The sequence below is a fragment of the Duganella paludis genome (assembly GCF_054461335.1).
The window spans coordinates 5,842,836-5,869,351 of the sequence record NZ_CM136922.1; the positions used below are offsets into that span (position 1 = coordinate 5,842,836).

At 63.0% G+C, this 26,516-nt stretch carries 23 protein-coding genes; 10 read left to right on the forward strand and 13 right to left on the reverse strand.

The genetic code is table 11. The annotated features are described in order from the left end of the window. The first annotated feature begins 54 nt into the window (after window positions 1-54). On the forward strand, window positions 55-228 hold the full coding sequence (locus ACXZ1M_RS25900; RefSeq protein WP_459050469.1) for a hypothetical protein: 174 nt from the start codon (window positions 55-57) through the stop codon (window positions 226-228). A 73-nt stretch (window positions 229-301) separates the two neighbouring features. On the opposite strand, the gene ACXZ1M_RS25905 is transcribed toward ACXZ1M_RS25900, so the two are convergent. Together ACXZ1M_RS25905 and ACXZ1M_RS25910 are read right to left on the reverse strand one after the other, a co-directional pair. Then, the gene (locus tag ACXZ1M_RS25905) at window positions 302-595 is read right to left on the reverse strand and encodes a hypothetical protein (RefSeq protein ID WP_459050470.1); all 294 of its coding nucleotides are present in this window, start codon (window positions 593-595) and stop codon (window positions 302-304) included. An 81-nt stretch (window positions 596-676) separates the two neighbouring features. Further along, a complete protein-coding gene (locus ACXZ1M_RS25910; protein WP_459050471.1) occupies window positions 677-1,348 on the reverse strand; it encodes a PEP-CTERM sorting domain-containing protein in 672 nt (223 codons plus the stop codon). A 312-nt stretch (window positions 1,349-1,660) separates the two neighbouring features. On the opposite strand from ACXZ1M_RS25910, the gene ACXZ1M_RS25915 reads away from it, so the two are divergent. Together ACXZ1M_RS25915 and ACXZ1M_RS25920 are read left to right on the forward strand one after the other, a co-directional pair. Further along, entirely contained in the window at window positions 1,661-2,491 is an 831-nt protein-coding gene (locus ACXZ1M_RS25915; protein ID WP_459050472.1) for a hypothetical protein, read from the forward strand. Between the two features lie 16 nt (window positions 2,492-2,507). After that, the gene (locus ACXZ1M_RS25920; protein WP_459050473.1) at window positions 2,508-4,721 is read left to right on the forward strand and encodes an acylase; all 2,214 of its coding nucleotides are present in this window, start codon (window positions 2,508-2,510) and stop codon (window positions 4,719-4,721) included. Between the two features lie 4 nt (window positions 4,722-4,725). Here ACXZ1M_RS25920 and ACXZ1M_RS25925 read toward each other — a convergent pair whose 3' ends face one another. From ACXZ1M_RS25925 to ACXZ1M_RS25940, 4 genes are all read right to left on the reverse strand, one after another. After that, window positions 4,726-5,097 carry an HNH endonuclease family protein gene (locus ACXZ1M_RS25925; RefSeq protein ID WP_459050474.1) on the reverse strand — a complete coding sequence of 124 codons (372 nt, stop codon included), beginning with the start codon at window positions 5,095-5,097 and terminating at the stop codon, window positions 4,726-4,728. 17 nt (window positions 5,098-5,114) lie between these two features. Then, window positions 5,115-6,299, reverse strand: coding sequence for a trans-sulfuration enzyme family protein (locus ACXZ1M_RS25930; protein ID WP_459050475.1), 1,185 nt, complete (start codon window positions 6,297-6,299; stop codon window positions 5,115-5,117). Further along, window positions 6,296-7,663, reverse strand: coding sequence for a pyridoxal-phosphate dependent enzyme (locus ACXZ1M_RS25935; RefSeq protein ID WP_459054074.1), 1,368 nt, complete (start codon window positions 7,661-7,663; stop codon window positions 6,296-6,298). Before ACXZ1M_RS25935 ends, ACXZ1M_RS25930 begins: the two co-directional genes overlap by 4 nt. 112 nt (window positions 7,664-7,775) lie before the next feature. Beyond that, window positions 7,776-8,081, reverse strand: coding sequence for a DUF4148 domain-containing protein (locus ACXZ1M_RS25940; protein WP_459050476.1), 306 nt, complete (start codon window positions 8,079-8,081; stop codon window positions 7,776-7,778). Window positions 8,082-8,252: 171 nt separating this feature from the next. Between ACXZ1M_RS25940 and ACXZ1M_RS25945 the strand changes: the two genes are divergently transcribed. Together ACXZ1M_RS25945 and ACXZ1M_RS25950 are read left to right on the forward strand one after the other, a co-directional pair. Continuing rightward, window positions 8,253-8,813 (forward strand): thymidine kinase, encoded by a 561-nt coding sequence (locus tag ACXZ1M_RS25945; RefSeq protein ID WP_459050477.1) that lies wholly within the window; start codon window positions 8,253-8,255, stop codon window positions 8,811-8,813. A gap of 4 nt (window positions 8,814-8,817) precedes the next feature. Next, the gene (locus tag ACXZ1M_RS25950; RefSeq protein ID WP_459050478.1) at window positions 8,818-9,756 is read left to right on the forward strand and encodes an alpha/beta fold hydrolase; all 939 of its coding nucleotides are present in this window, start codon (window positions 8,818-8,820) and stop codon (window positions 9,754-9,756) included. Here the strand turns inward: ACXZ1M_RS25950 and ACXZ1M_RS25955 are convergent. Together ACXZ1M_RS25955 and ACXZ1M_RS25960 are read right to left on the reverse strand one after the other, a co-directional pair. Continuing rightward, window positions 9,749-11,899 (reverse strand): hybrid sensor histidine kinase/response regulator, encoded by a 2,151-nt coding sequence (locus tag ACXZ1M_RS25955; RefSeq protein WP_459050479.1) that lies wholly within the window; start codon window positions 11,897-11,899, stop codon window positions 9,749-9,751. The two genes, ACXZ1M_RS25950 and ACXZ1M_RS25955, sit on opposite strands and share 8 nt — an antisense overlap. A 122-nt stretch (window positions 11,900-12,021) precedes the next feature. After that, entirely contained in the window at window positions 12,022-13,380 is a 1,359-nt protein-coding gene (locus tag ACXZ1M_RS25960; protein ID WP_459050480.1) for an MFS transporter, read from the reverse strand. A 257-nt stretch (window positions 13,381-13,637) separates the two neighbouring features. Between ACXZ1M_RS25960 and ACXZ1M_RS25965 the strand changes: the two genes are divergently transcribed. Then, entirely contained in the window at window positions 13,638-15,866 is a 2,229-nt protein-coding gene (locus ACXZ1M_RS25965) for an NADP-dependent isocitrate dehydrogenase (RefSeq protein ID WP_459050481.1), read from the forward strand. A 71-nt stretch (window positions 15,867-15,937) separates the two neighbouring features. Continuing rightward, window positions 15,938-16,471 carry a hypothetical protein gene (locus ACXZ1M_RS25970; RefSeq protein ID WP_459050482.1) on the forward strand — a complete coding sequence of 178 codons (534 nt, stop codon included), beginning with the start codon at window positions 15,938-15,940 and terminating at the stop codon, window positions 16,469-16,471. A 6-nt stretch (window positions 16,472-16,477) separates the two neighbouring features. Here ACXZ1M_RS25970 and ACXZ1M_RS25975 read toward each other — a convergent pair whose 3' ends face one another. The 3 genes from ACXZ1M_RS25975 to ACXZ1M_RS25985 form a co-directional block, all read right to left on the reverse strand. Next, complete coding sequence (locus ACXZ1M_RS25975) at window positions 16,478-16,906, reverse strand: copper chaperone PCu(A)C (protein ID WP_459050483.1); 429 nt, start codon at window positions 16,904-16,906, stop codon at window positions 16,478-16,480. Next, window positions 16,903-17,517: an SCO family protein gene (locus ACXZ1M_RS25980; protein ID WP_459050484.1), complete on the reverse strand. Its 615-nt coding sequence runs from the start codon at window positions 17,515-17,517 to the stop codon at window positions 16,903-16,905. The genes ACXZ1M_RS25975 and ACXZ1M_RS25980 overlap by 4 nt, the downstream gene beginning before the upstream one ends. Before the next feature lie 78 nt (window positions 17,518-17,595). Then, complete coding sequence (locus ACXZ1M_RS25985) at window positions 17,596-17,967, reverse strand: DUF2946 family protein (protein ID WP_459050485.1); 372 nt, start codon at window positions 17,965-17,967, stop codon at window positions 17,596-17,598. Between the two features lie 84 nt (window positions 17,968-18,051). Here ACXZ1M_RS25985 and ACXZ1M_RS25990 point away from each other — a divergent pair, with 84 nt between their 5' ends. Continuing rightward, window positions 18,052-19,161 carry an Rpn family recombination-promoting nuclease/putative transposase gene (locus tag ACXZ1M_RS25990; protein ID WP_459050486.1) on the forward strand — a complete coding sequence of 370 codons (1,110 nt, stop codon included), beginning with the start codon at window positions 18,052-18,054 and terminating at the stop codon, window positions 19,159-19,161. A gap of 49 nt (window positions 19,162-19,210) precedes the next feature. Here the strand turns inward: ACXZ1M_RS25990 and ACXZ1M_RS25995 are convergent, their stop codons facing one another. Next, complete coding sequence (locus ACXZ1M_RS25995) at window positions 19,211-21,217, reverse strand: methyl-accepting chemotaxis protein (protein WP_459050487.1); 2,007 nt, start codon at window positions 21,215-21,217, stop codon at window positions 19,211-19,213. Window positions 21,218-21,603: 386 nt separating this feature from the next. Here ACXZ1M_RS25995 and ACXZ1M_RS26000 point away from each other — a divergent pair, with 386 nt between their 5' ends. After that, window positions 21,604-23,859, forward strand: coding sequence for a carboxy terminal-processing peptidase (locus ACXZ1M_RS26000; protein WP_459050488.1), 2,256 nt, complete (start codon window positions 21,604-21,606; stop codon window positions 23,857-23,859). A 199-nt stretch (window positions 23,860-24,058) separates the two neighbouring features. Continuing rightward, a complete protein-coding gene (locus ACXZ1M_RS26005; protein ID WP_459050489.1) occupies window positions 24,059-26,209 on the forward strand; it encodes an NHL repeat-containing protein in 2,151 nt (716 codons plus the stop codon). 7 nt (window positions 26,210-26,216) lie between these two features. On the opposite strand, the gene ACXZ1M_RS26010 is transcribed toward ACXZ1M_RS26005, so the two are convergent. Next, a complete protein-coding gene (locus tag ACXZ1M_RS26010) occupies window positions 26,217-26,474 on the reverse strand; it encodes an NHLP-related RiPP peptide (RefSeq protein ID WP_459050490.1) in 258 nt (85 codons plus the stop codon). Window positions 26,475-26,516 lie beyond the last annotated feature (42 nt).

Genomic DNA, 26,516 nt, shown 5'->3' on the forward strand with positions numbered 1-26,516 from the left:
CTAACATGGCGCTCTTTTGCTTACCGGGTTAGAGAAATGGCGTCCGAAAAGACCGTGAAATTTATGTTGGGTTGCGCGATTGTGGCGGTGGCGCTGAGTGTGCTGGGGTATGTGGCGGTGTTCTGGCATAACTACACCGGTTGCCAGCAGTTGGAAGCGGAGGCCGTCAAGAAAGGCAAGCCGATGTCCTGCGGCGAGATCAAGGCCGCCGCCAAGGCGCAGCGCTAAACCGCGCTGCCGGACGAAAAAAAAGCCCGCTGCGTGCGGGCCTGGTGCGTCTGGTACGACTGCGCAGCGATGCCTACGCGCCTTCCACCAGCTTGAGGCCGGCCCATGACAGTGTGGTCACTTCCAGCACCAGCACTTGCGGCTCGGCCTGGATCGAGCTGGCGAGGCGGAACACGGCGTCGCGCACTTCGTTGATGGTTTCGCTGCCGCTGTAGCAATACTCGCCTTGGGGCAGGTAGTAGCCTTTTTCGTCGTCGGCCTTGATGGCGCCGGCGACGTTGAATTTCGCCAGTTCTACGTTGATGCGGTCGAAGGTGTCGCTGTTGACAGCTCCAGGGTAAGAAACGCGGATGATGTAGTTAACCATGTTAAATCCTTATTGTCGGAGCCGAATCATGGCATAAAAAAAACGCGCCGTGGCGCGTTTTTTTGGTGGGGCGAACAACAATCAGGCTTGACGGCGGCGGCGCGCGATCAGGCCGACCAGGCCCAGGCCAGCCAGCATCATGGCATAGGTTTCCGGTTCCGGCACGGCGGCGATTGCCGACACCGCATTGGTGGTGAAGGTGGTGTAGTTGCCGTATTCATTGTGGGCGAATTCCTGGCCGCTTGGCACGCCGTAGCCGCCGAAGTAGGTCGAGACGCCGACGGTGTTCTGGCCTACCGACACATTATCCAGCGTGATGCTGAAGTGGGCGGTGGAGCCGATCTGGTACACCGATTCCGTGTACTGACCCCAGAAAGTGAAGGCTTTGTAGCCGGTTGGCGCCACCATGTTCTGCGAACCGTCGCCGCGCAGGTCGAGGCTGGCCGATGCGCCGGTGCTCCAATAGCCAGGTGCGCCGATGTAAGGCGTAGGCGCGGTCACGCTGATGACTTCGGCGCTGTTCGGGATGTAAATGGTGAAGCCGTCCAGGCCGGTCTGGGTGAGTTTGTAACCCTGGCTGACGTTCTTGATCGCGTAGTCGAACACGTATTGATTGCTGTCGCCGACCACCTGGGTGGCGCTCGACGTCAGCGTGTACTGGCCTTGCAGGCCGGTTTCCACGGCGCCGGCCATGGTGCTGAAGGCGGCGGCGACGACGAAGGCGGACAGTTTGAGCGACATTTTTGCGATCATTTTATTTCCCCAAAGAATTAATATTTACCCAATGGAACTAAGATAACATGAACTCAGGATAATGTCGTTGTCAGACTGAAAATATCGTTGTGTTTGTGCAAAAAAACAGAAAAGCCCCGGGCAGGCGAACCTGTCGGGGCTTTTGGTCAATTGGCGGAGAAAGCACGTTTGACTGGAAAAGAGTATAAAACGCGTTTCTTAAAATTGCCTTAGTGACCATCTTGCATCCCAGCTCTTTGGGCTGGCCGTCGGATGGTGTAGCATGCTGGACGGCGATCGGGCACGGCCCTCGCCGGGAATTCAAGGATAGATATGCAAATCAAAATCAATGATGTACTGCGCGCTTACATCGAGCCGCTGACCGAGAGTGAATACCAGGCGCTGGAGCGCAGCATCCTGACCGAAGGCTGCCGCGATGCGCTGGTGCTGTGGGAAGACGTGCTGGTGGACGGCCACAACCGTTACCAGATCTGCCAGCAGCACGGCGTGCCGTTCAAGGTCACGGAGAACACAAGTTTCCGCAGCCTGGAAGACGTCAAGCTGTGGATGATCGATAACAACCTGGGCCGCCGCAGTATTTCCGACTACCAGCGCGGCGTGCTGGCGCTGCGCAAGAAGGAAATCATGGCCGCGCGCGCGCTGGAGCTGGCGGCCGAAGCCGCCGCCGAGGATGCCCGCATCGCGCCGGAAGAAAGCGATGCCGTCACGAAAAAGCCGGCCGCCATGCCGCTGGCTTCGCGCGAGGACATCGCCCGCGCCGCCCGCCTGAGCACGGCCACCCTGGGCCAGATCGAGAAGATCCAGAAAACCGCCACGCCGGAGCTCGTGGAAGCGGTGCGCACCGGCACCATTTCGATCAACGCCGCCGCCACCGTGGCGTCGTTGCCGGAAGAAGTGCAACTGGCGGCGGTCGCCGGCGGCAAGAAGGAATTGCAGAAGGCCGCCAAGGAAGTGCGCGACCTGCGCGCCGCTTCGCGTCCGGCCAAGGAGAAGGAAGCCAAGCAGGCCGTCGACTACAGCGACATGCCGGCCGACGTGGCCGAACTGCGCGCCGAGAACATGGCGCTGCGCCAGAAAAACGCCGCGCTGCTTGAAGAAATCACCGTCCTGCAACGCCGTCTGTCCGAATTGGCCAGCGCCTGATTGGAGTTTTAAAACTATGCAGCGTCTGCACACCCCGTTGGCTTTGATGTGTTTTGTTTCGATGAGCGCGGCGGTTGCAGCGCCTGCGGTCCCTTCGGTTCTTGCAGGCGAGGCGGCGCGGCTCCAGGCCGTTGCCAAGCGCGTCACCATCCTGCGCGACAAGTGGGGCATTCCCCATGTCTATGGCAAGACCGACGCCGACGCCGTGTTCGGCATGATGTACGCGCAGGCGGAAGACGATTTCCACCGCGTGGAACTCAACTTCATCAACGCCATGGGCCGCTTGGCCGAAGTGGAGGGCGAGGCCGAGCTGTATAAAGACCTGCGCATGAAACTGTTCATCCAGCCCGATGAACTCAAGCGCCAGTACGCGGCCGCGCCGGCCTGGCTGAAAAAGCTGATGAACGCCTGGGCCGATGGCCTGAACTTCTACCTGCAAACGCATCCCGACGTGAAGCCGGCGCTGCTGACGCGCTTCGAACCGTGGATGGCGCTCAGCTTCAGCGAAGGCAGCATCGGCGGCGACATCGAAACCATCGACATCAAGCAGTTGCAGGAGCTGTACGCCAACGGCGCCAAGCCGCCGCTGATGCCGCCGGTGCTAATGTCCAGCGACGGCGCGGACCTGGACAAGGAGCCGGGCGGCTCCAACGGTTTCGCCATCGCCCCGGCGCTGACCAAAAACGGCCACGCGCTGTTGATGATCAATCCGCACACCTCGTTCTATTTTCGTCCCGAGATCCAGGTGCAAAGCCAGGAAGGCCTGAACGCCTATGGCGCCGTGACCTGGGGCCAGTTCTTCGTCTACCAGGGCTTCAACGATCGCCTGGGCTGGATGCATACCTCCGGCGGCGGCGACGTCATCGACGAATACCTGGAAACCATCAGCGAAAAGGATGGCCAGTTCTTCTACCAGTACGGCAGCGAACAGCGTCCGCTCAAGGCGGTGGATATCGCGCTACCATACAAGAGCAAGGACGGCATGGCCAGCAAGACGGTGCGCGTCTACTACAGCCACCACGGCCCCATCGTGCGCGCCAAGGACGGCAAGTGGATCGCCGTGCGCCTGATGAACGAGCCGTTGAAAGCGCTGACGCAGTCGTTCAGCCGTACCAAGGCGCGCAACTACAAGGCGTTCTACAAGTCGATGGAGTTGCGCACCAATTCGTCCAACAACACCGTGTATGCGGACGTTGACGGCAACATCGCCTACTTCCACGGGAACTTCATTCCGCGCCGAGATCCGCAGTTCGACTGGCGCCATCCGGTGGACGGCAGCAATCCGGCCACGGAGTGGCAAGGCCTGCACGAGGTGAAGGACACCATCACGCTGTTCAATCCGAAGAACGGCTGGATCCAGAACACCAACAACTGGCCGTACACCGCCGCCGGACCATACAGCCCGAAGGTCAAGGATTATCCGGCCTATATGTCGATGAATCCGGAGAACCCGCGCGGCGTCCACGCGGTGCGCGTGCTGGAAAATAAAAAAGGCTTCACCATCGACAGCCTGATCGCCGCGTCCTACGACAACCAGCTGCCGGCCTTCGAGCCGCTGCTGCCGCAGCTGTTCGCCGCCTACGATGAACTGCCGGCGGACGATGCGCGCAAGGCCGCGCTGGCGCCGCAGATCGCCGCGCTGCGCGGCTGGGACATGCGCTACACGCTGGAATCGACCGCCACCTCGCTGGCGACCTTCTGGGTGCAGGATTTGTGGACTACCTGGCAGCCGTCCGCCAAGGCCAAGGAAGTGCAGGTGCTTGACTACATCCAGGCCGCCATCACGCCGCTGCAGCGGCTGGAAGCGCTGGAGCGCGCTACGGCGAAATTGACCGCCGATTTCGGCAAGTGGCAAACGCCGTGGGGCGAGATCAACCGCTTCCAGCGCCTGACCGGCGACGTGGTGCAACCGTTCGACGACAGCAAACCGAGCTTGCCGGTGGCGTTCGCGTCGGCCAACTGGGGTTCGCTGGCGGCGTATGGCATGACGTCCAAGCAGAAGACCAAGCGCATCTACGGTGAACGTGGCAACAGCTTTGTGGCGGCGGTGGAGTTTGGGCCGCGCATCAAGGCGCGCAGTATCCTGGCGGGTGGGCAGAGCGGCAATCCGGCCTCGCCGCATTTCTACGACCAGGCCGCGATGTACGCGCGCGGTGAATTCAAGGAAGTCTTGTTCTACAAGGCGGACGTGGAGAAGAACCTGGAACGCCGCTACCACCCCGGCGAATAAAGACTTAGTTTGCGGGCGCCTCGGCGCCCGTTTCTGCTTTGGCCCACTGCAGGTTTTCCAGCTTGTTGTTGCGGACGTTGCCGTCCTTGTGGCGCACCAGCGGCAGCTTGTTTGGATTGGGCAGGTAGGTCTCCGCCACCAGTTCGTGGACGAAGAACTCGCCGGTGCGCGAGCCGCCGCGCAGCTTGACTTTCAAACCCTCCGGATACAGGGTCGGTTTGAGGGCCGTGACCTTGGAGCCGGCCGCCAGCAGCACGCGGCCGTCCCGGGACACCTTGTAGTAGTCGCTGCCGAGCACCGGCTTGGCGCCGGCCACGAGGATTGAGTAAGCGAAGCACAGGGCGACGACGATAGCGATGATGAGTATGAATTCCATGCGCAGGATATTAGCAGCTAAATAGCGTCCAGCGAACGGCGAATATCGGCCCTTAAATCCTCTATATCTTCAATTCCAACGGATAGCCGTATCAGGCCGTCGCCGATGCCCAGCGCCGCGCGCTGTTCAGCGGGGATGGAGGCGTGCGTCATCAGGGCCGGATGTTCTATCAGGCTCTCGACCCCGCCCAGGCTCTCGGCCAGCGCGAACACCTGGCAGCTTTCCAGGAAGCGGCGCGCGCCCGGCAGGTCCGTATTCAGGTCGATCGAGATGATGCCGCCGAAGCCCTGCATCTGGCGTTTCGCCAGCGCGTGCTGGGGATGCGATTCCAGGCCGGGGTAGAACACCTTGCGCACCTCCGGCTGCTGTTCCAGCCAGCGCGCCAGTTCCAGCGCGCTGGCACAGTGACGCTCCATGCGGATGGCCAGCGTCTTCACGCCGCGCAGCGCCAGGAAACTGTCGAACGGGCCGGCGATGGCGCCCACCGAATTCTGCAAAAACGCCAGCTGCTCGCACCAGGCTTGCTGGTGCGGCTCCCCGCCCACCACCGCAACGCCGCCGATGATGTCCGAGTGGCCGTTCAAATACTTGGTGGCCGAGTGCACCACGATGTCGAAGCCCTGTTCCAGCGGGCGCTGCACAATGGGGCTGGCGAAGGTGTTGTCGGCGATGGCGATGATGCCGCGCTCGCGGCAGATCTTGCCGATGGCCTGCAGGTCGGCCAGTTTGAGCATGGGATTGGTGGGCGTCTCCACCCACACCATTTTGGTTTCGGGCTTGATGGCAGCCAGCAGGTTTTCCGGATTGGTCAGGTCGACGTAGCTGAAGTGGTGGCCGGCGCTGCGGCGGCGCACACGCTCGAACAGTCGGTAGGTGCCGCCGTACATATCGTCACCGGCGATGATGTGCGAGCCGGCGTCGGCCAGTTCCAGCACCGTCGAGATGGCGGCCAGGCCGGAGGCGAAGGCGAAGCCCTGGGCGCCGCTTTCCAGATCGGCCACGCAGCGCTCCAGCGCCCAGCGGGTGGGATTGTGCGAACGGCCATAGTCCAGACCCTTGTGCACGCCGGGGCTCGATTGCACGAAGGTGGAGGTGGCGTAGATCGGCGGCATGATGGCGCCGGTCGATGGATCGGGCGATTGGCCGGCATGGATGACACGCGTGGCCAGGGCGGATTTCTTGTCGGCTTTGGGCAAATTCAAGATAGCGTCCTTCGGAGGTGGTTGAGCAAATCGTAGCGGGTGATCAGGCCGTAGAAGGTGCCGCCGTCGGCCACCACGGCGGTCAGGCCACGGTCCAGCACTTCGCGCAGCGCGTGCAGGTCGGAGGAGGGCTTGAGCAGTTCCAGGCGCCGCGTCATGGTGGCGCCGACCGGCGTGTTGAAACGCTCCGGTTTTGCGCCCACCGTCAGCAGCAGGTCCGATTCGTCGATGATGCCCACCAGCTGGCCTTTTTCCAGCACCGGCAGCTGCGCCACGTCGGCCGCGCGCATGCGGTTGAAGGCGATCATCAGCGTGTCTTCGGGCATGACGCTGATGACTTCCCCGGCGTCGAAGCGGCGGCCGATCAGGTCGCGCAAATCGCTGTGCTGCTGGCGTTGGAGCAGACCCTGGTCGCGCATCCAGCCGTCGTTGTAAACCTTGGAGAGGTAGCGGGTGCCGGTGTCGCAGACGAAGCTGACCACCCGCTTGGGCGTGGTCTGTTCGCGGCAGTAGCGCAGCGCGGCGGCCAGCAGGGTGCCGGTGGAGGAGCCGCCCGGTATGCCTTCTTCCTTCAACAGCGCGCGCGCGGTGGCGAAGCTGTCGACGTCGGTGATGGTGTAGGCCTTGGTCACGCCGCGCATGTCGGCGATGGCGGGGATGAAGTCTTCGCCTATGCCTTCCACCGCCCAGGAGCCGCTGGTTTCGGACACGTGGCCGGTCTGGACGTATTCGGCCAGGATGGAGCCGGCCGGATCGGCCAGGATGAATTCCACGTGCGGCGCGACTTTGCGGAAGTAGCGCGTCAACCCGGTCAGGGTGCCGGACGAGCCGACGCCGACCACGATGGCGTCGACCTCGTGTCCCATCTGTTCCCAGATTTCCGGGCCGGTGGTAGTTTCGTGCGCCAGCGGATTGGCGGGATTGTTGAACTGGTCCGAATACCAGGCGCCCGGCATCTCGGCGGCCAGCCGCGCGGCGTAGTCCTGGTAGTACTCGGGATGGCCTTTGCCGACGTCGGAGCGGGTGGTGCGCACCTCGGCGCCGAGCGCCTTCAGGTGCAGCACTTTTTCGGTGGACATCTTGTCCGGCACCACCAGCAGCACGCGGTAGCCTTTCAGCCGCCCCACCAATGCCAGGCCGAGCCCGGTATTGCCGGCGGTGGCTTCGATGATGGTGCCGCCGGGCTTGAGCAGGCCTGCGGCTTCGGCCGCTTCGATCATGGCCAGGCCGATGCGGTCCTTGATCGAGCCGCCGGGGTTTTGCGATTCCAGTTTAAGGAATAATTGGCAAGGGCCGGTATCGAGACGGGTAATCTCGGCGAGCGGCGTCTTGCCTATCAGGGTGAACAAAGCGGGGGTGCGCATCATCGTCTCCTTGCTGCATTAAAAGCAAGTATGCGCTTTTTCTGCCGATGATGCCGCTCCCGTATTTCTTTGATTCTGCGCTATTTAAGCGCATCCGATGCATATGGCCTGCTTATTGGCCGGTGGCGATGTCGTCGGTGATGACGCGGTGCACATTGCGGTAGGCCGCCAGTTCCGCCTTTACTTCGGCGCGGGTTTTGGTTTTTTGGCCGGCCGGCACGGTGAATACGGCGCCAGGATATTGCTCGCCTTCGCGCAGCTCGCCGCGCTGGATGGCGGCCAGGGTTTCAGCCTTGACTTCGGCACGGGTCTTGGTCGCAACGAAGTTGGCGTAGCCAGCGTAGTCTTCGGTGGTTTGGGCCGAGGCTGCGACGGAAACGAACAGAGTGGCGGCGAGGGCGATGGCGATGGTTTTCATGGTGTGGCTCCTTGAGTTTGGTTGGCTGGGCGTTGCTGCCCGATGAGTGAATATTAAAGCGTATCCGATTAAAGCGGAAGCGAATATTTTCTATCGCAACGATAGAAATAATCGATCGGGGCGCATATAATCGGCGGCTTCAAGGCTCAACTCGATTTCCAGAAGGCTGCAGTGGCAAAACTCTATTTCCGATACTCTGCGATGAATGCAGGCAAATCCACCGCAATGCTGCAGGTGGCGCACAACTATGAAGAGCAGGGCCAGCAGGTGCGCCTGTTCACGGCGGCCATCGACCACCGCTACGGCGTCGGCAAGGTGACCTCGCGCCTGGGGCCGCAGCGCGAGACGGAAGTGTTCGACAAGAACACCGATTTCCTGCTCACCATCGACAAGAAGATCGCCTGCCTGCTGGTGGACGAAGCCCAGTTCCTGACCAAGGAACAGGTCAAGCAGCTGCACCAGCTGGCGCAGGTGCGCGGCGTGCCGGTGATTACCTACGGCCTGCGCTCGGACTTCCTGGGCGAACCGTTCCCCGGCTCGGCGTATCTGCTGGCGCTGGCCGACGATCTGGAAGAAATCAAGAACATCTGCTCGTGCGGCAAGAAAGCCACCATGAACATCCGCGTCGACGAACACGGCAAGCGCATCAAGGAAGGCGAGCAGATCAGCATCGGCGGCAACGAAAGCTACCGCCAGGCCTGCGGCCGCTGCTTCTACAGCGAAATCCACTGACCCCATGCCGCCCACGCTGACCGGTCTTCCCGCGCTGGATAATCGGCGCGTCAAAACCAGCACCGAGGACGTGCTGGTCGACCGCGTGGTGCCGGGCGAAATGCTGGTGATCGCGTTTGGTTTCGTGTCCTGGGACAAGCGCCCGGACTTCGATTTCTACGGGCGGCTGAAAAAGCTGGAGCAAGCCAGCGGCCGCCACATCAACAAGGTGCTGGTGCGCGATTCGGGCAACGCCTGGTATCAACGCAAGATCGACGGCCTGGGCGCGCACCCGGACCAAACGGCGGCTGGCCTGCGCGCGCTGATCGACGCCATCCAGCCCAGCAAGGTGGTCACCATCGGCCAGTCGATGGGCGGCTATGCGGCGCTGATGTATGGCCTGCTGCTACAGGCGCAGCAGGTGATCGCCTTCGGCCCCTTGTCCTTCCTCGATCCGCAGCAGGCCTTGCTGTACCACGATCGGCGCTGGCTGGCCGTGATGCGCGCGCTGGCGGCCGATCCGCCGGCCAGCGGCTATAACGATTTACAGGCGCTGGGGCTGGCCATGGCGCGGGCGCCGGGCGGCGTTTTGCCGGAGACCCATCTGGTGTTCGGCACCAAGCCGGAGCAGGGCGCCAAGGAATCGGTCAACCTGGACGCCATGCACGCCCAGCGGCTGGCGGCCATGGGCAATTGCACGCTTCATCCTTATCCGTATTCGGGGCATGCGGTGGTCCAGCACTTGATCGACACGAAGCGCATCAACGCGCTGCTGGCGCAGCTCATCATGGACCTGGAAATACCGGAAGAGGCGCTGGAGGTCAGCGCCGGCTGGCACGCCTGGATCGCTGAAAACCTGCGCCTGGGCAGCGCGCCCGGGGAGCTGGTCGAGATTCTGCAGCACCACGGATTTTCGCGCGCCAGCAGCATCGCCGCAGTGAAGGTTAGCCCAGCGGCTAGCTGAGCGGCGCGGTGGCGCGTTCCAGGTCGGCCACCGTGGCCGGCTTGGTCAGGTGCAGGTCGAAGTCGCCGTCGTAGGCGCGCGCTACGTCTTCGCGCTGGCCGTAGCCGGTCAGGGCCACCAGGCGCAGCGCTGCGCCGTCAGCCAGCACGCGCAGCGCGGCCGCCAGCGCGTAGCCGTCCATGTCCGGCAGGCCGATGTCGAGGATGGCGACCTGCGGCATCTGGTCGTTGGCCGCCGCCAGCGCCTCGGCGGCGCTGTGGGCCACCCGCACCTCATGCCCCAGCAGTTCCAGCAGCGCGGCGCCGGCCAGCGCGGCATCGACGTTGTCGTCCACCAGCAGCAAGTTCATGCGCCCGCCCTCGGGCGCGGCGGCGCGCTCGGCCTCGGCCAGCGGCGGCGCACCCAGCGGCAGGGTCACCTCGAAGCGGCTGCCCATGCCGGCACCGGCGCTGTGGGCGCTGACCGTGCCGCCGTGCAGGTCGACGATCTTGCGCACGATGGCCAGGCCCAGGCCCAGCCCGCCGGTGCGGCGCGCCAGCGATTGCGGCGCCTGATGGAAGGGCTCGAACACGCGCGCCATCAGTTCCTCGCTCATGCCGATGCCGTTGTCGCTGACTTCCAGCCTGGCGTGGGTGTCGTCCGCGCTCAGCGTCACCTGTGTGAAGCTGCTGCCGAAGCGGGAGGCGTTCGACAGCAGGTTGTTGAGCACCTGCGTCAGCCGGCTGTCGTCGCCGTTCACCCACACGGAGGTCGGCGCCAGCAGGCGCACCTGCTGATCGGGCGACGAGGGTACCGCGTGGCGCACCACTTCGGCCAGGTTGATCGGGCGGGCGTCGAGTTCCAGCTTGCCGGAGGTGACGCGCGCGACGTCGAGCAGGTCGTCGACCAGCCGTCGCAGGTGCTCCACCTGGCGCCGCATGACGGCGCGTTCCTTGCTGTTGGTGGGGTCGTTGCGGACGTCCAGCAGGTCGAGCGAGGTGACGATGGGGCTGAGCGGATTGCGCAGTTCGTGGCCCAGCACGGCCAGGAATTCATCCTTGGCGCGGCCGGCCTGGCGCGCTTCGGCCAGCGCCGCCTGGTGGCTGGCCAGCGCGCGGTTCAGCGACTCCAGCAATTGCGCGCGCTCGTGTTCCTGGACGTTGCGCTGGTGTTCGGCCTGTTGCAGCGCCTCGCCGATCGCCGCCACCTCGGTGATGGCGGACGGCGCCAGGGCCAGCGGTGCGCCGGTGCCCAACGCGGCGGCGTTGCGTTGCAGGGAACCGATGGCGGACACCAGGCGGTTCGACAGCAGCGAGGCCAGCACGATGCCGCCCAGCAGCGACAGCGCGATGCCGACGCCGAACACGCCCATGCGCTCGAAGGCGGCCGCGCGCAGGCTATCGACCGGCTGGCCGACGACCACCGCCCAGCCGTAGCGCGAGCGGGTGGTGTAGCCGGTGGTCATCCGCAGGTTTTCGCTGGAGAGGGCGCCGCCGTAGCCTTCCGCGCCCTGGCTGCGCATCAGCGACATCAGTGATGAGCTGGGCTGGCCGCCGACCATGCGCTCCTGGTCGCGCGAGCGCGCCACCAGGGCGCGCGCGCAGTCGCGGATGCCGATGATGGTGCTCGCCGGCACCTGCTGGCGCGCGATCAGGCGCACCATGCGGTCCGGCAGGATCACAGCGGTGAGGGTGTAGAGTTTGCCGCTGGCGTCGGTGACGGGCACCCGCACCGGGAAGGCGGCGCGGCCGCCAGGGCCGCGCGCGATGGCGCCGGCCACCGGCTGGCCGGTGGTCAGCACCGTTTGCAGGCTTTGCGGATCGGCCACCGGGGGCGCAGGCGCCCCGTAGGCATCCATGGTGCGCAGCAGGACCTTGCCGCTGTCGTCGGTGAGGATCACGCCCACCCAGTCCGGCTGGGCCTTGACCACGCTGCGGGCGGCCGCGTGGAAGGTGGGCAGGTCACCGCTTTGCAGGGAGGGCACGCCGCCGAGGCCGGTCAGCACGGCGACGGCGTTGTCGAGTTCGGCGTCGGTGGCGCTCGACAGGGCGCGCGCCAGGTCCAGCATCCAGCGTTCCTGCTCGCGCTCCTTGTACTCGGCGGCGGCCTGCAGGCTCCAGGCCCCCAGCAGGGCCAGGGGCAGTAATCCGATCGCGGTCAGCATAATCAGCAAATACCGCAAGGAAAACGTCAACCGTGGCCGTGGAGGCATAATGTTCAAGCAATGTAAATTGGAATCCGACAATTTACAGGAAGATCGCCTTCTTGTCGTGCGCGCTTGAACCCTTAGGCGGCTTTCGCGTCTTCGATCTTGCGCATTACGGGCGACTTGAATTCAAAGCGCTTGATCTCGCCCACCATGAACAGGTAGCACAGGATGGTCACCACCGCGTTGGCGCCGACGAACACCAGGGCGCCGGCGAACGAACCGGTGGCCTGCAGGATGTAGCCGATCACGATCGGGGTGGTGATGCCGGCGGTGTTGCCGAAGGTGTTGAACAGCGCGCCGCTCATGCCGCCCGCTTCCTTGGGCGAGGTGTCCGCCACCACCGCCCAGCCCAGCGCGCCGATGCCCTTGCCGAAGAAGGCCAGCGACATCACGGCGATGACCAGCCAGTCGGTTTCCACGTAATTACAGATCACCATCGAGGTCGACAGCAGCATGCCGCAGACGATAGGCGTCTTGCGCGCCACCGACTGCGATTTGCCGGCCTTGATCAGGCGATCGGAAATAACGCCGCCCAGCACGCCGCCGAGGAAGCCCGCCACCGCCGGCAGCGCGGCCACGAAGCCGGCCTTCAGGATGGTCATGTGGCGTTCCTGCACCAGGTAGACCGGGAACCAGGTCAGGAAGAAATAGGTCAGGGTGTTGATGCAGTACTGGCCGATGTAGACGCCCAGCAGCATGCGGTTGCCCAGCAGTTGCTTGATGCAGGCCCAGGTGTCGAGCTTGCTGGTGGCGGCGATCCGGTTCTTGCTTTCCAGGTCCACCAGCGCGCCGCCGGCCTCGATGTAGGCGATTTCGGCGGCATTGGCTTTCGGGTGGTCCTTCGGGCCGTAGACCGTTTTCATCCAGATGAAGGCCATGATGATGCCGAGGCCGCCCATGACGAAGAACACGCTCTCCCAGCCGAACGAGTGCACCAGCCAGCCCATGATCGGGGCGAACAGCACGGTGGCGAAATACTGGGCCGAGTTGAAGATGGCGGCCGCCGTGCCGCGCTCGCTGGTGGGGAACCAGGCCGAGGCGATGCGCGAATTGCCGGGGAAGGAGGGCGCTTCCGCCGCGCCGATCAGCAGGCGCAGGGTAAACAGCGCCGTCACCGCCGCCGCGCCGGTGAAGAAGCCGACGCCGCCCATCAGCATGGTGAACAGCGACCACAGGAAAATACTGAAGAAATAGGTGATCTTGGAGCCGAAGCGGTCCAGCAGCCAGCCGCCCGGCAATTGCGCCAGCACATAGGACCAGGCGAAGGCCGAGAACACAAAGCCCATCTGGACCGGACTCAGGCCGAGCAGCTTTTTGAGCTCGGGGCCGGCGATCGCGATGGTGGCGCGGTCGGCGTAGTTAATCGTCGTTACAGCGAACAGGATAGCCAGGATCATCCAGCGGACGCGGGTGGCTTGGGGTTGTGGCGTGGTCATGCGGTCTCCTTGCTTTTGGTGCGACGATCATAGCGTAGATATAGGACGTCGTACAACTTAATATCATCTTGCGTTCTGCTAGTAACCGTTTAACTTGTTGATTTCAATACAGATGCACCACGCCGGTGCGTGTTGAAGTTGTATGATGACAAGAGTCTCTATGATTAGAGTGGCATCGTTTGCACAAATACGGGGGGAAGGTTTAAAATAACGGGCGGAATTAAACCAAGCACCGATCGTTTACCGAGGAAATCGACATGGCATCACAAAAATCAAAGATCATCTACACGCTGACCGACGAAGCGCCACTGCTGGCAACGTACTCTCTGCTGCCGATCATCAAGAAGTTCACGGCACCAGCTGACATCGACGTGGTCTCGAGCGACATCTCCGTCGCGGCGCGCGTGTTGGCCGAATTCCCTGAGTATCTGACCGATGCGCAAAAACTGCCGAACACCCTGGCCGAGCTGGGCGCGCTGACCCAGAGCCCGGACGCCAACATCATCAAGTTGCCGAACATTTCGGCCTCGGTGGCCCAACTGCAAGCCGCCGTGCGCGAACTGCAAGGCAAGGGCTACAAGCTGCCGGACTATCCGGAAGATCCAAAGACCGACGAAGACAAAGCCCTGAAGGCACGCTACAGCAAGTGCACCGGCTCGGCCGTCAATCCGGTCCTGCGCGAAGGCAACTCCGACCGCCGCGCGCCAAAAGCCGTGAAAGAGTACGCACGCAAGCACCCGCACTCGATGGGCGAATGGAGCCAGGCATCGCGCACCCACGTGTCGCACATGCACCATGGCGACTTCTACCACGGTGAAAAGTCCATGACCCTGGACAAGCCGCGCGACGTCAAGATGGAACTGATCACCGCCTCCGGCAAGACCATCGTGCTGAAACCGAAGGTCTCGCTGCAAGCCGGCGAAATCATCGACTCCATGTTCATGAGCAAGAAAGCGCTGCTGGAGTTCTACGAGAAGGAAATCGACGACGCGTACAAGACCGGCGTGATGTTCTCGCTGCACGTGAAAGCCACCATGATGAAGGTGTCGCACCCGATCGTGTTCGGTCACTGCGTGCGCATCTTCTACAAGGAAGCGTTTGAAAAACACGCCAAGCTGTTCGAGGAACTGGGCGTGAACGTCAACAACGGCATGGTCAACCTGTACGACAAGATCGAAAAACTGCCGTCGTCGCAGAAGGACGAGATCCTCAAAGACCTGCACGCCTGCCACGAACACCGTCCGAAGCTGGCCATGGTCGATTCGGCCAAGGGCATCACCAACTTCCATTCGCCGAACGACGTGATCGTCGACGCATCGATGCCGGCCATGATCCGCATCGGCGGCAAAATGTGGGGCGCCGATGGCCGCACCGCCGACGTCAAGGCCGTGATGCCTGAGTCGACCTTCGCCCGTATCTACCAGGAGATGATCAACTTCTGCAAATGGCATGGCAACTTCGACCCGACCACCATGGGCACCGTGCCGAACGTCGGCCTGATGGCGCAGCAAGCCGAAGAATACGGCTCGCACGACAAGACCTTCGAAGTGCCTGAAGGCGGCATCGCCAACATCACCGACCTGGCCACCGGCGAAGTGCTGTTGACCCAGACCGTGGAGCAGGGCGACATCTGGCGCATGTGCCAGGTCAAGGACGCACCGATTCGCGACTGGGTCAAGCTGGCAGTGACCCGCGCACGCCAGTCGGGCATGCCTGCCGTGTTCTGGCTGGATACCTACCGTCCGCACGAAGCCGAAGTGATCAAGAAAGTTCAGGTCTACCTGAAGGATCACGATACCGCCGGCCTGGACATCCACATCATGTCGCAGACCCGCGCCATGCGTTACACCCTGGAACGCGTCTCGCGCGGCCTGGACACCATCTCGGTGACCGGCAACATCCTGCGCGATTACCTGACCGACCTGTTCCCGATCCTGGAACTGGGCACCTCGGCCAAGATGCTGTCCATCGTTCCGCTGATGGCCGGTGGCGGCATGTACGAAACCGGCGCCGGCGGTTCGGCTCCGAAACACGTCAAGCAGCTGGTCGAAGAAAACCACCTGCGTTGGGATTCGCTGGGCGAGTTCCTGGCGCTGGCGGTATCGCTGGAAGAGCTGGGCATCAAGGCAGGCAACAACAAAGCGAAGCTGCTGGCCAAGACCCTGGACGAAGCGACCGGCAAACTGCTGGACAACAGCAAGTCGCCATCGAGCCGCACCGGTGAGCTGGACAACCGTGGCAGCCACTTCTACCTGTCGCTGTACTGGGCGCAAGGCTTGGCCTCGCAGACCGAAGATGCTGAACTGGCCGCGTACTTCGCGCCGCTGGCCAAGTCGCTGTCGGAAAACGAGACCAAGATCGTTGATGAACTGAACAGCGTTCAAGGTCAGGCGCAGGACATCGGTGGTTACTACTACCCTGATCCAGCCAAGACCGAAGCGGTCATGCGTCCAAGCGCCACCTTCAACGCCGCCATCTCGGCGTAAGAAGGCCGATGCCGTTTCCGCCTGCGCGGGAACGGCGTTGACTGTGTGCGGCGTCCGTGCGAGGATGCCGCATGCACACCCTGTTCGAATGTAGCGTGCTCGCGCCCTCGTGGTTGTGCGACCACCGCGACATCCTGATCTACCTGGCGCCGTCACTGCTGCTGGCGCTGCTGATCCGTGTCTTATCGGCGCGGCATCCCTTCTTTTTCCTGTTTACCGTTGCGGGCACGCTGTGCCATGAGCTGGCGCATTTTGTCGCCGGCCTGCTGACGGGCGCGCGGCCGGCCGCGTTCACGGTGATACCGCGTCGCGTCGGGCAAGGCTGGGAACTGGGATCGGTAAGGCTGACGCGGGTGCGCTGGTATAACGCGGCGCCGTCGGCGCTGGCGCCGTTCGCGGTGGTGGTGCTGCCGTTCGTGGTGGCCTGGTGGCGCACGCGCAGCGGACTGCATTTCCAATGGGTCGATGTGGCGCTGGCGTTTGCCGTGGCGCCGCAATTCCTGGCGTGCTGGCCCTCGACCACAGACTGGAAAATCTCGCTGCGGTCGTGGCCTTATTTGCTGATCGCCGTGCTGGCGTGGTGGGCGTTCAGCGTGCTGCGCTAGCCGGCTTCAATGCGCGGCGTTGAGGGGCTTGACCGGCGCGTCGACCACCACCTTGCTGCGCACCTTTTGCGCATCTTCGATCTCCAGCGTCAGCGCGACCTTGTCGCCGTCCTTCAGCGGCTGCTTCAGGTCCAGCAGCATCAGGTGGTAGCCGCCCGGCGCCAGCTTGACCGGCTTGCCGGCCGGCAGATCCAGCGCTGGAATCTGGCGCATGCGCATCATGTCGTTGTCCATTTTCATTTCATGCACTTCGACGATGCCGGCGGCAGGCGAGCTGACGCCGACCAGTTTGACGTTTTGTGTCGAGGTCAGCGTCATGAAGGCGCCGGTGGCTTTTTGTGCGGCCACGGTGGCGCGCACCCATGGTTCGCCGACGGTGACCTGGGCCAGGGCGGGCAGGGCTGCCATCAGCAGCAGGGAGAGTAGTTTTTTCATTGGAAGAGTCCTTTCAGGAAGCCGGTTTCTTTTTTAGGGTTCAGCAGCAGGCGCAGGTCGGCTGCGCACTGTTGTGCGGTTTGCTCGTGCTTCATCGCCAGGCGGATTTTGCCGCTGGCGTCGAACACGTAGGTGAGGGCGGTGTGGTCCATGGTGTAGGAGCTGCCGCTGGGCACCTTGCGGTAGAAGATCTTGAAGTCCTTGGCGGTCTTGGCGGTCTGCTCCAGGTTGCCGCGCACGGCCACGAAGGTCGGATCGAAGGCGCGCATGTACTCGTCCAGCAGCGGCGCGGTGTCGCGCTCCGGGTCGACGGTGACGAAGACGACTTGCAGCTTGTTGCCGTCCTCGCCCAGCAGGCGCTTGATTTCCACCGCGCGCGACAGGGCGGTGGGGCAGACGTCCGGGCACTGGGTGAAGCCGAAGAACAGCAGCACCAGCTTGCCCTTGAAGTCGCGCAGCGAGGCCGGCTTGCCATTGGTGTAGGACAGTTGGTAGTCCGGGCCGATGCTGGCGCCGGTGATGTCGATGGCGGTGAAGCCCGATGCGGCATGCGCCGTGGAGGCCAGCAAGGGCAGGGCGGCCAACGACGAGATAAACGAACGACGTTGCATGGTGAATCCTGTTTTAGCGATAGAAGGGGCGCAGGGCGGCGCGGATATGGACGGCGCGGCGCTGCGGCAGAAGGCGGATCAGCCGGCCGCAGGCGGTCCGCGCGGTTGGGCTTCGGACCAGGCCAGCGGCAGGGCTGGCGCGGTGCCGGGCGTTTGCGGGTAGTCGTCATGGCCTTCCAGCGCGGCGAGCCCGCCGGCCGGGGCGGGCGACGGCGCCTCGCCGCTGGCGTGGGTGACGCAGAATTCACAATGCTTGAGACTATGCGCCGGCTGCTTGTCTGGGGTCGGGGCTGGGTTGCTACGGGCTGCGGCGGTACTGCAAATGTCCATCGCCAGCGGGTCGGAGGCGAGCGTGACCGCCCGCCCAATGGCCGGCGCGCACAGGTTCAGCAAGATCGACAGGAAGACGATCAGACTGGTAAGGCGCCGGTGCTGGAACAATGGAGGCATGCCGGCATTATAAATAAAAAACCGTCTGCACGGATTTTGTAGCTCATCAATACGGCGGGGCCGGCACGCCTCTAAACTAGAACGATGACAAACACCGCGCCACCCGCCCGCTATGATTTGCCTTGGAAAGCCGCCATCGCACACGCTTTCCGCGTCTTCATGGAATTCTTTTTTGCTGAGCTATGCGCGCAGATCGACTGGTCGAAACGTCCGCGCTTCCGGGACAAGGAGTTGACCAGCATCGGTTTCGGCGATGCCCCGAACGCCATGGTGGCGGATAAACTTGTCGAGGTCTACCTGCACGACGGCGGTGCAAGATGGGTGCTGGTTCACATTGAGGTGCAAGCCCAGCGCGACACCGGGCTGGCGTGGCGCATATTGCAATACAACTTCCGGATTTTCAACGACTACCAACGGCCGGTTGCCAGCCTGGTGCTGCTGGCCGATGGCGACCCCAATTGGCGTCCAGACGCTTTTCATAGCGAGGCTCTGGGTACAACAATGCATTTTTCATTTGCCGTTGCCAAGCTGCTCGAATATGCAGACCAAACCGACGCGCTGATGGCCTCCGACAATCCATTCGCCTTGGTCACGCTGGCCCATCTGTGCACGCAGCAGGCTCGCCATGATGCCGACACGCTGTTTGCGTCCAAGTGGCAGTTGACCAAATTACTGTATCAGCATCGCTGGAGCAGATCGCGCATAATCGTATTATTCAAAGTGATCAACTGGATGATGGCCTTGCCTGAGGCATACCAACAGCGTTATTGGCAGGCTGTCCGGCAGTTGGAAAAGGAGCGCAAAATGGAATGGATCACGCCATTGGAACAGTCGTTCATGGATAAGGGATGGCAGAAAGGACTTAAGAAGGGGCTGCAAGAAGGGCGGAAGGCGGGACGGAAGGAAGGCCTGGAACAAGGACTGGAGCAAGGACTGGAGCAAGGTTTGGAGCAAGGCTTGGAACAGGGCTTGGAACAGGGCGTTGCGAAAGGCCGCTTGGCTGGCTTGGAGGAAGGTTTGCAGCAGGGGCGCAAGCTGGGGGCGGTGGCGTTGTTGGAGCGGCAGCTGGCACGGCGCTTCGGGCCGCTGCCGAAGACCGTCAGCAGCAAGTTGGCCAAGGCCAGCGAGGCGCAACTGGATGCGTGGAGCGATGCGCTGCTTGAGGCGCAATCGCTGAAACAGGTGTTCAAATAAAAAAGCCGCCACCGTTTGCACGGGGCGGCTGATCCAGTCTACATCGGAATTACTTCAGCGCCAGATACTGCTTCTTCTGCGCCGGCTGGCTGCCCAGCTTGAAGATGCGCACCACGTCTTCCAGTTCATGCGCCTGATCCTGCAGCGCCTGCGCGGCGGCCGCAGCTTCTTCCACCAGCGCCGCATTCTGCTGCGTCACCTGGTCCATCTGCGTAATGGCCTCGTGCACCTGGCCGATGCCGGCGCGCTGTTCTTCGCTGGCATGGCTGATCTCGGCCATGATATCGGTCACGCGGCGCACGCTGTCGACCACTTCCTGCATCGTGGTGCCGGCCTGCTCAACCTGCTTGCTGCCGACTTCGACCTTGCTCACCGAATCGTCGATCAGCGCCTTTATCTCCTTGGCGGCCGTGGCCGAGCGCTGCGCCAGGTTGCGCACTTCCGACGCCACCACCGCAAAGCCGCGTCCCTGTTCGCCGGCGCGGGCCGCTTCCACGGCGGCGTTCAGCGCCAGGATGTTGGTCTGGAAGGCGATCCCGTCGATCACCGAGATGATATCGACGATCTTGCGCGACGATTGGTTGATCGAACCCATGGTCTCGACCACCTGCGCCACCACCGCGCCACCCTTGGCCGCGATGCCCGATGCGGCCAGCGCCATCTGGTTGGCCTGAGATGCGTTTTCCGCATTCTGCGTGACCGCGCTGCTCAGCTGCTCCATCGAGGCGGCGGTTTCTTCCAGGCTGGACGCCTGTTCTTCCGTGCGGCCTGATAAATCGAGGTTGCCCTGGGCGATTTCCGACGAGGCGGTGGTGATCTGTTCGGCGCCGGTGCGCACCTGGCCCACCACGCCCGACAGGTTGTCGCTGATATTGTTCAGCGAACGCAGCACCAGGCCGATTTCATCCTTGTTGTCGATCTCCAGGTGCACGTCCAGGTCGCCCTTGGCGATGCGCTCGGCCGCCTCGGTGGCGCGCGCCAGCGGACGCGACACCACGGTGCGCACCAGCACGAACAGCACGCCGGCGAACAGCACCAATGCGACCAGGCCCAGCAGCGCGTAGCGGTTGCGCAGCGTCGCCGCCTCGTGGGTGATTTCCTCGGTGTAGGTGCCGCCGACGATCAGCCAGTTCCATGGCTTGAAGGTGTGGAACTCCACCATCTTCTCGCGCGGCGCATCGCCTGCCTGGTCGGCCCAGTCGTAGCTCAGGCCGCCGGATTTGGCTTCCAGCATTTCCTTGATGAAGGCGCGGCCGTCGCTGCTCTTCAGCTCCAGCACGTTCTCGCCTTCCTTGGTCGGGTGCACCAGTTCCACGCCCTGGTTCTTGCCCGGCGCCGCGTTCACCACGTAGATGTAGCCGGTATCGCCGATCTTGATGGCCTTGATTTTTTCCTTCAGCATCGCCATGTTCTTGGAGATGTCGAGGCCGATGAACAGCACGCCGATGACCTTGCCGCTGCTGTCCTTGATCGGGTCGTACTGGGTGATGAACTGCTTGCCGAACAGCGTGGCCAGGCCGATGTAGTTGTTACCGGCGCGCAGCAGCGGATAGCTCGGGTGGGCGTGGTCGAGCTGGGTGCCGACGGCGCGCTCGCCGTTTTCTTTTTTCAGCGATGTGGTGACGCGCACGAATTCTTCGCCATTGGCGGCGAAAATGGTGACCACGACACCGGTGTCGCTGGTGAACTTGTCGGGAATGCTGAAATCCATGTTCAGCGTCTTGCCGCCATACAGCAGCGACGGCGTCGGCTTGCCGGCGATCTCGACCGTGGTGGCCGGGTCCAGCGTGAACTGGCCGTTACTGAACTGCGCTGCAAACAGGCGTGCGAAACTCGACGCTTCGTTCATCATGGCGGTGTTGAACACTTCCACCGTATTGCTGATGCCGGACAGGGTGTTGGCGACATTGGCCTTGGCGCGATCCTTCAGCATGGCCGAGGTGCTCAGGTTGATCAGGGTCAGCAGAAGTGCCAGGATGACGGCAATCAGGCCGAACGTAAAAACGGTAATTTTGCTACCGACACCCCAGTTACGGGGATTCAATATTTTTTGCATTTTTTTTAGAGATAAAGGTACTGCGGTTGAGGTCGCTCAATATCGAGCATGCTCCGAGGGTGGAGCACTGCCAAGGCAAGTGGGCACTGCCGTCGTACTTGAGTGCAGGCCGTCAAGATGAAACTAAGACCAGAATGATACCACGATTTTGCTATAAGGCAACTAATTAGAGCGGGTTTTCAAAAGATTTCTATTTATAAAACAATGACTTGTACCGAAAGTTGTATAAAAGTAAGTAGTCCTACTGAGTAAATCCATGTGAAGGGATGTTTCGTTTCAGCTACCCTTAAGCTTAGACAGGGAAACTCGGAAATACCAGTCCCGTGCGCATTGCGCTATCCTGTAGAATGAAGCAACTGATGATTAACACGTTTCGGAGTAAGCCGATGAAGAAGCAATTACTGTTGGTGGCCGTCCTGTCGGCCCTGTCAGTGCAGGCCGGCGCCGCCGTGCCAGAGAAAACGGCCGACACCATCCTCAAACCCCAGCCCGGCCAAACCCAGGCCGCGCTGTGGGCCTCGCGCGTGCTGGGCAAGCTGCACTACAAGCCGGCGCCGCTCGACGACGCCATGTCCGAGAAAATCTTCGACCGCTACTTCAAGTCGCTGGACGGGGAAAAAATGTTCTTCACCCAAGCCGACATCGACCAGTACGCCATCGTGCGCACCCGCCTGGATGACGCCATCAACGGCGAGAACCTCAGCGTTCCGTTTGCCATCTTCAATCTCTACCAGCAGCGCTTCAACGAGCGCATCGCTTATGCGCGCGACCTGGTCAAGAACGGCAAGTTCGAATTCAGCTCCGACGAAAGCTACCAGTACGACCGCGAAAAAGCCGACTGGGGCAAGAGCGACACCGAGGTCAAGGACCTGTGGCGCAAGCGCGTCAAAAATGAATGGCTGCGCCTGAAGCTGGCCGGCAAGGAAGACAAGGCCATCCGCGAAACGCTGGACAAGCGCTACGAGGGCTACCTGAGCCCGTCGCGCAAGCTGACCAATGAAGACGTGTTCCAGATCTTCATGAACGCCTACGCCATGTCGATCGAGCCGCACACCAACTACCTGGGCCCGCGCGCCGCCGAGAACTTCGACATCGCCATGCGCCTCTCGCTGGAAGGCATCGGCTGCGTGCTGCAATCGCGCGACGACTACACCGTGGTGCGCGAAGTGGTGCCCGGCAGCCCGGCCGGCCTGTCCGGCAAGATCAAGGTCGGCGACAAGATCGTCGCCGTCGCCAAGGACGAGAAAACGCCGCTGACCGAAGTGCTGGGCTGGCGCCTGGACGACGTGGTGGCGCTGATCCGCGGTCCCAAGGATTCGACCGTCAAGCTGGAAATCATCCCGGCCGACGCCGGCCCGGACGGCAAGCACAACTTCGTCTCGCTGGTGCGCCAGAAGATCAGCATGGAAGAGCAGTCGGCCAAGAAAACCATCTACGAAGTCAAGGATGGCGCCGTCAAGCGCCGGGTGGGCGTGATCTCGCTGCCGACCTTCTACATGGACTTCGAAGCGCGCCGCAAGGGCGACAAGGACTTCAAGAGCGCCACCCGCGACGTCAAGCGCCTGCTGGTCGAGCTGAAGAAAGATAAAGTCGACAACGTGCTGATCGACCTGCGCAACAACGGCGGCGGCTCGCTGACCGAGGCGGTGGAACTGACCGGCCTGTTCATCGACAAAGGCCCGGTGGTGATGCAGCGCAGCGGCGACAACAAGGTCGAAGTGGAAAGCGACACTGATGCGGGCATGTCCTGGGACGGTCCGATGGGCGTGCTGATCAACCGTGGCTCGGCCTCGGCGTCGGAGATCTTCGCGGCGGCGATCCAGGATTACGGCCGTGGCGTCATCATCGGCGAACCGAGCTTCGGCAAGGGCACGGTGCAGACCCTGTTCGGCCTGGACCGTTTTGCCCAGAGCGAGAAAGTCCATTACGGCGAGCTGAAGTTCACGATCGCGCAGTTCTTCCGCATCAACGGCGGCACCACGCAGCTGCGCGGCGTCACGCCGGACATCAAGTTGCCGACCATGGGCGATTCCGACAGCTTCGGCGAATCGAGTTACGAAAACGCCTTGCCGTGGACCCAGATCAAGCCGGCCATCTACATTCCGGCCGGCGAGGTCAAGGAAGTGGTGCCGCTGCTCGACAAAAAGCATGAGGCCCGCGTCGCCAAGGACAAGGACTTCCAGTACCTGGCCGAGGATATCGCGCTGGTGAAAAAGCAGCGCAAGGAAAACTCGATCTCGCTGAACGAAACCGTGCGCCGCAAGGAGCGCGACCAGCAGGAAGCACGCGCCAAGCTGCGCGAGGCGCGTCTGCTGGCGAATACGCCGGGTGCCGACGATCCTATCCTGGTGCCGGATCCGAAAGATGCGCTGAATAAGGCGATCTCGGCCAAGCCAGCCAACGGCAAGCCGGCGCCGTCGCCGAAAGTGGCGGGGGTCAAGGGCGCGCTGCGCAGCGACGACGGCTTGCAGGGCGCCGAGCGTTCGCTGGCGGCCGAGCTGGAAGCGGAAAAGGCGGCCAAGGCCGCCAAGGATGTGCTGCTGAACGAAGCCGTGCACATCCTCGCGGACGAAGTCAGCCTGCTGAAAACCGACACCCGCATGGCTTCCCGCGTGCTGCCGTATGCGGCCGACGGCAAGTAGGCTAGGTCATAGGTTTTGTGAATAGCCGCTATTGGTAATATAAATTGGATTAATATGCTGTGATGCAGCATACTTCACTTGTCTCCTCTATCTCCTCCAAGGAAATAGACTTCAGCCCGCTCTCTGAGCGGGCTTTTTTTTCGCCTAAACGCCGAAGATCGGGTAAGCTTTCTATAGATCAACGTTTAGGTTCAGATAAGTGTCTCCAACTCAATTCAAAATTGCCGTGGTCGCCCTGGCGCTGGGCGGCGCGGCGGTCGGCGGCGGTGTCGCCTATCTGCTGGTCCATCAACCAACACACGATGCCGGCGGGCAGGCGGCGCGGCCTTCCGCCGCCAAGGGTACGCCCTCGGGCTGGCCGGCGCGCGTCAGCACCATCGCCGGCGACGGCCTGCCGGGCGGCGGCAATGGCGGCGGCCGGCGCACCCGCTTCTCGGACCCGTTCGGCGTGGTGCTCGACCGGCAAGGCAATCTCTACGTCGCCGACGGCGGCGACAACAACAACATCCGCAAGATCGACCTGTCCGGCATCAGCTCCACCCTGGCCGGCGGCACCGAAGGCTATGCCGAAGGCAAGGGCGGCGCGGCGGCCTTCCACACGCCATCCGGCATGGCGATCGACAGCGCCGGCAATCTGTACGTGGCCGACACCGGCAACAACGCCATCCGCAAGATCACGCCGGACGGCGTGGTGTCGACGCTGGCCGGTGACGGCCTGGCGGGCGACAAGGACGGCAAGGGCGCCGCAGCCCAGTTCAACGGCCCGGTCGGCGTGGCGATCGACGCCGAGGGCGTGCTCTACGTGGCCGATACTTATAACGACCGCATCCGCCGCATCACGCGCGACGGCACGGTGACAACCATCGCCGGCGGCAAGCGCGCCGGCATGGCCGACGGCCCGGCCGCGCAGGCGCGCTTCGATACGCCGACCGGGCTGGCCGTCAGCGCCGCCGGCGACATCTATATCGCCGACACCGCCAACCACGCCATCCGCAAGCTGGGCAAGGACGGCAATGTCACCACCATCGCCGCCGCCAAGGACGACGACCGTGATTCGCTGTTGCGGTCCCCGGTCGGCATCGCCCTCACCGGCGACGGCTTCCTATACCTCGCCAGCAGCGCCCACGGCCGCGTGGCGCAGCTGACCCCGGCCGGTGAGGCGGTGGCGCTGCGCGACGTCGATCACCCGGCACAGCCCGGCTACGGCGCCGACGGCGGCGTGCGCCTGTACGCGCCGCGCGGCATCGCGCTGGCGGGCGACGGCTCGCTGTTCGTCACCGATGGCGCTACCTTCCGCCTGCATCACATCGCCATGGTCGGCGCCGACGAAACGCCGCAGCCGGACGAACCCTGGCCCGGCCTGCCGGCGCGCAGCGCGACCATGCAATGGCCGGTCAAGCCGCAGAACAAGCCGCATGAAGTGGTGGGGCTGATGGGCGAGGTGCGCGGCAATTTCGATGGCGAAAGCCGCGACCATTTCCACACCGGCCTCGACGTGCAGGGCGCGATCGGCACGCCGGTGCAGGCCATTAGCGCGGCCAAGGTCAGCGACCCGCGCGCCGGCTGGGGCTATGGCGAATTGTCGGAAGGCCTGGCGCTGGGCGGTCTGCAATACGTGCACATGCGCGTCGGCCGCGACGGCAAGGACCAGGCTCTCGATGCGCGCTTCCTGGTCTCCAAAAACGACAAGGGCGCGGCGCAGGCGGTGCGGGTCAAGCGCGGCACGCGCTTCGTGGCGGGGGACACCCTGGGCACCATCAACCGCATGGCGCACGTCCATCTCGACTACAAGCCCAATGGCGGCCCGGTGAATCCCTTGCTGCTGCCGTTCATCGATCTGGAAGACACGATTGCGCCGCAGATCAACCGCATCAGTGTGGTGGACGGCAAGGGCAAGCCTTTGACGGAGAAGCGCGACGGCCGCCTGCTCATCCCGCGCAGCCTGGGCGAGGCGCAGATCGTGGTCGATGCCAGCGATCAGATCAACGGCAATCAGCAGCGCCGCCGTCTCGGCCTATACCGGCTCGGCTATCAGCTGCTGAACCAGCAGGGCGACACCATACCGGGCATGACCGAGCCCGTCATCACGCAGCAATACGACCGCCTGCCGCGCAATCGCGAGGCGGTCAAGCTGGCGTATGCGCCCGACAGCGGCATTACCGTGCACGGCGCGCGCGAAACGCGCTTTGCCTACGCCATCAACAACCGGCTGATCAACGGCAAAATGACGCCGGGGGCTTGGAAAGTGGGGGAGTTAGGACCGGGGAATTACATCCTGCGCATTACGGCCGAGGACTACGCCGGCAACGCAGCCGACCGTAACCGCGAGCTGGCGGTCACGATCGACTAGAAGGTGATCAAGCGTGGGTCAGCATGCCGGACAGCAGGAACGGCACCATGGTGCCGGTGCTTTCCAGCTGTTTCATCAGTTCGCTGCGGTCACCGGCGATCTCGGCCTTTGATGGCAGGCTGAGCTCTTCCGGCAAGTCTTGCGGCGACAGGGTGATCCCGAGGCCGGCGAGGGTGGCGATGGGATCGTTCAGGAGCTGCGCGCGAAACTTGTCATCGCTAGCCAGTTTATCGAGGACGGAGCTGAGTTCGTTGATAGTTTGCATGATTTAGTTAGCCCTATAAAGGATTAAGGGACACGGCTGTGC

Coding starts and splice junctions, on each gene's coding strand:
- ACXZ1M_RS25910 (WP_459050471.1), bottom strand. CDS start 1,348: ATGATCGCAAAAATGTCGCTCAAACTGTCCGCCTTCGTCGTCGCCGCC.
- ACXZ1M_RS25990 (WP_459050486.1), top strand. CDS start 18,052: ATGACAAACACCGCGCCACCCGCCCGCTATGATTTGCCTTGGAAAGCC.
- ACXZ1M_RS25920 (WP_459050473.1), top strand. CDS start 2,508: ATGCAGCGTCTGCACACCCCGTTGGCTTTGATGTGTTTTGTTTCGATG.
- ACXZ1M_RS25950 (WP_459050478.1), top strand. CDS start 8,818: ATGCCGCCCACGCTGACCGGTCTTCCCGCGCTGGATAATCGGCGCGTC.
- ACXZ1M_RS25970 (WP_459050482.1), top strand. CDS start 15,938: ATGCACACCCTGTTCGAATGTAGCGTGCTCGCGCCCTCGTGGTTGTGC.
- ACXZ1M_RS25915 (WP_459050472.1), top strand. CDS start 1,661: ATGCAAATCAAAATCAATGATGTACTGCGCGCTTACATCGAGCCGCTG.
- ACXZ1M_RS25905 (WP_459050470.1), bottom strand. CDS start 595: ATGGTTAACTACATCATCCGCGTTTCTTACCCTGGAGCTGTCAACAGC.
- ACXZ1M_RS26010 (WP_459050490.1), bottom strand. CDS start 26,474: ATGCAAACTATCAACGAACTCAGCTCCGTCCTCGATAAACTGGCTAGC.
- ACXZ1M_RS26000 (WP_459050488.1), top strand. CDS start 21,604: ATGAAGAAGCAATTACTGTTGGTGGCCGTCCTGTCGGCCCTGTCAGTG.
- ACXZ1M_RS25995 (WP_459050487.1), bottom strand. CDS start 21,217: ATGCAAAAAATATTGAATCCCCGTAACTGGGGTGTCGGTAGCAAAATT.
- ACXZ1M_RS25935 (WP_459054074.1), bottom strand. CDS start 7,663: ATGCGCACCCCCGCTTTGTTCACCCTGATAGGCAAGACGCCGCTCGCC.
- ACXZ1M_RS25960 (WP_459050480.1), bottom strand. CDS start 13,380: ATGACCACGCCACAACCCCAAGCCACCCGCGTCCGCTGGATGATCCTG.
- ACXZ1M_RS25925 (WP_459050474.1), bottom strand. CDS start 5,097: ATGGAATTCATACTCATCATCGCTATCGTCGTCGCCCTGTGCTTCGCT.
- ACXZ1M_RS25980 (WP_459050484.1), bottom strand. CDS start 17,517: ATGCAACGTCGTTCGTTTATCTCGTCGTTGGCCGCCCTGCCCTTGCTG.
- ACXZ1M_RS25985 (WP_459050485.1), bottom strand. CDS start 17,967: ATGCCTCCATTGTTCCAGCACCGGCGCCTTACCAGTCTGATCGTCTTC.
- ACXZ1M_RS25955 (WP_459050479.1), bottom strand. CDS start 11,899: ATGCTGACCGCGATCGGATTACTGCCCCTGGCCCTGCTGGGGGCCTGG.
- ACXZ1M_RS25940 (WP_459050476.1), bottom strand. CDS start 8,081: ATGAAAACCATCGCCATCGCCCTCGCCGCCACTCTGTTCGTTTCCGTC.
- ACXZ1M_RS25975 (WP_459050483.1), bottom strand. CDS start 16,906: ATGAAAAAACTACTCTCCCTGCTGCTGATGGCAGCCCTGCCCGCCCTG.
- ACXZ1M_RS25965 (WP_459050481.1), top strand. CDS start 13,638: ATGGCATCACAAAAATCAAAGATCATCTACACGCTGACCGACGAAGCG.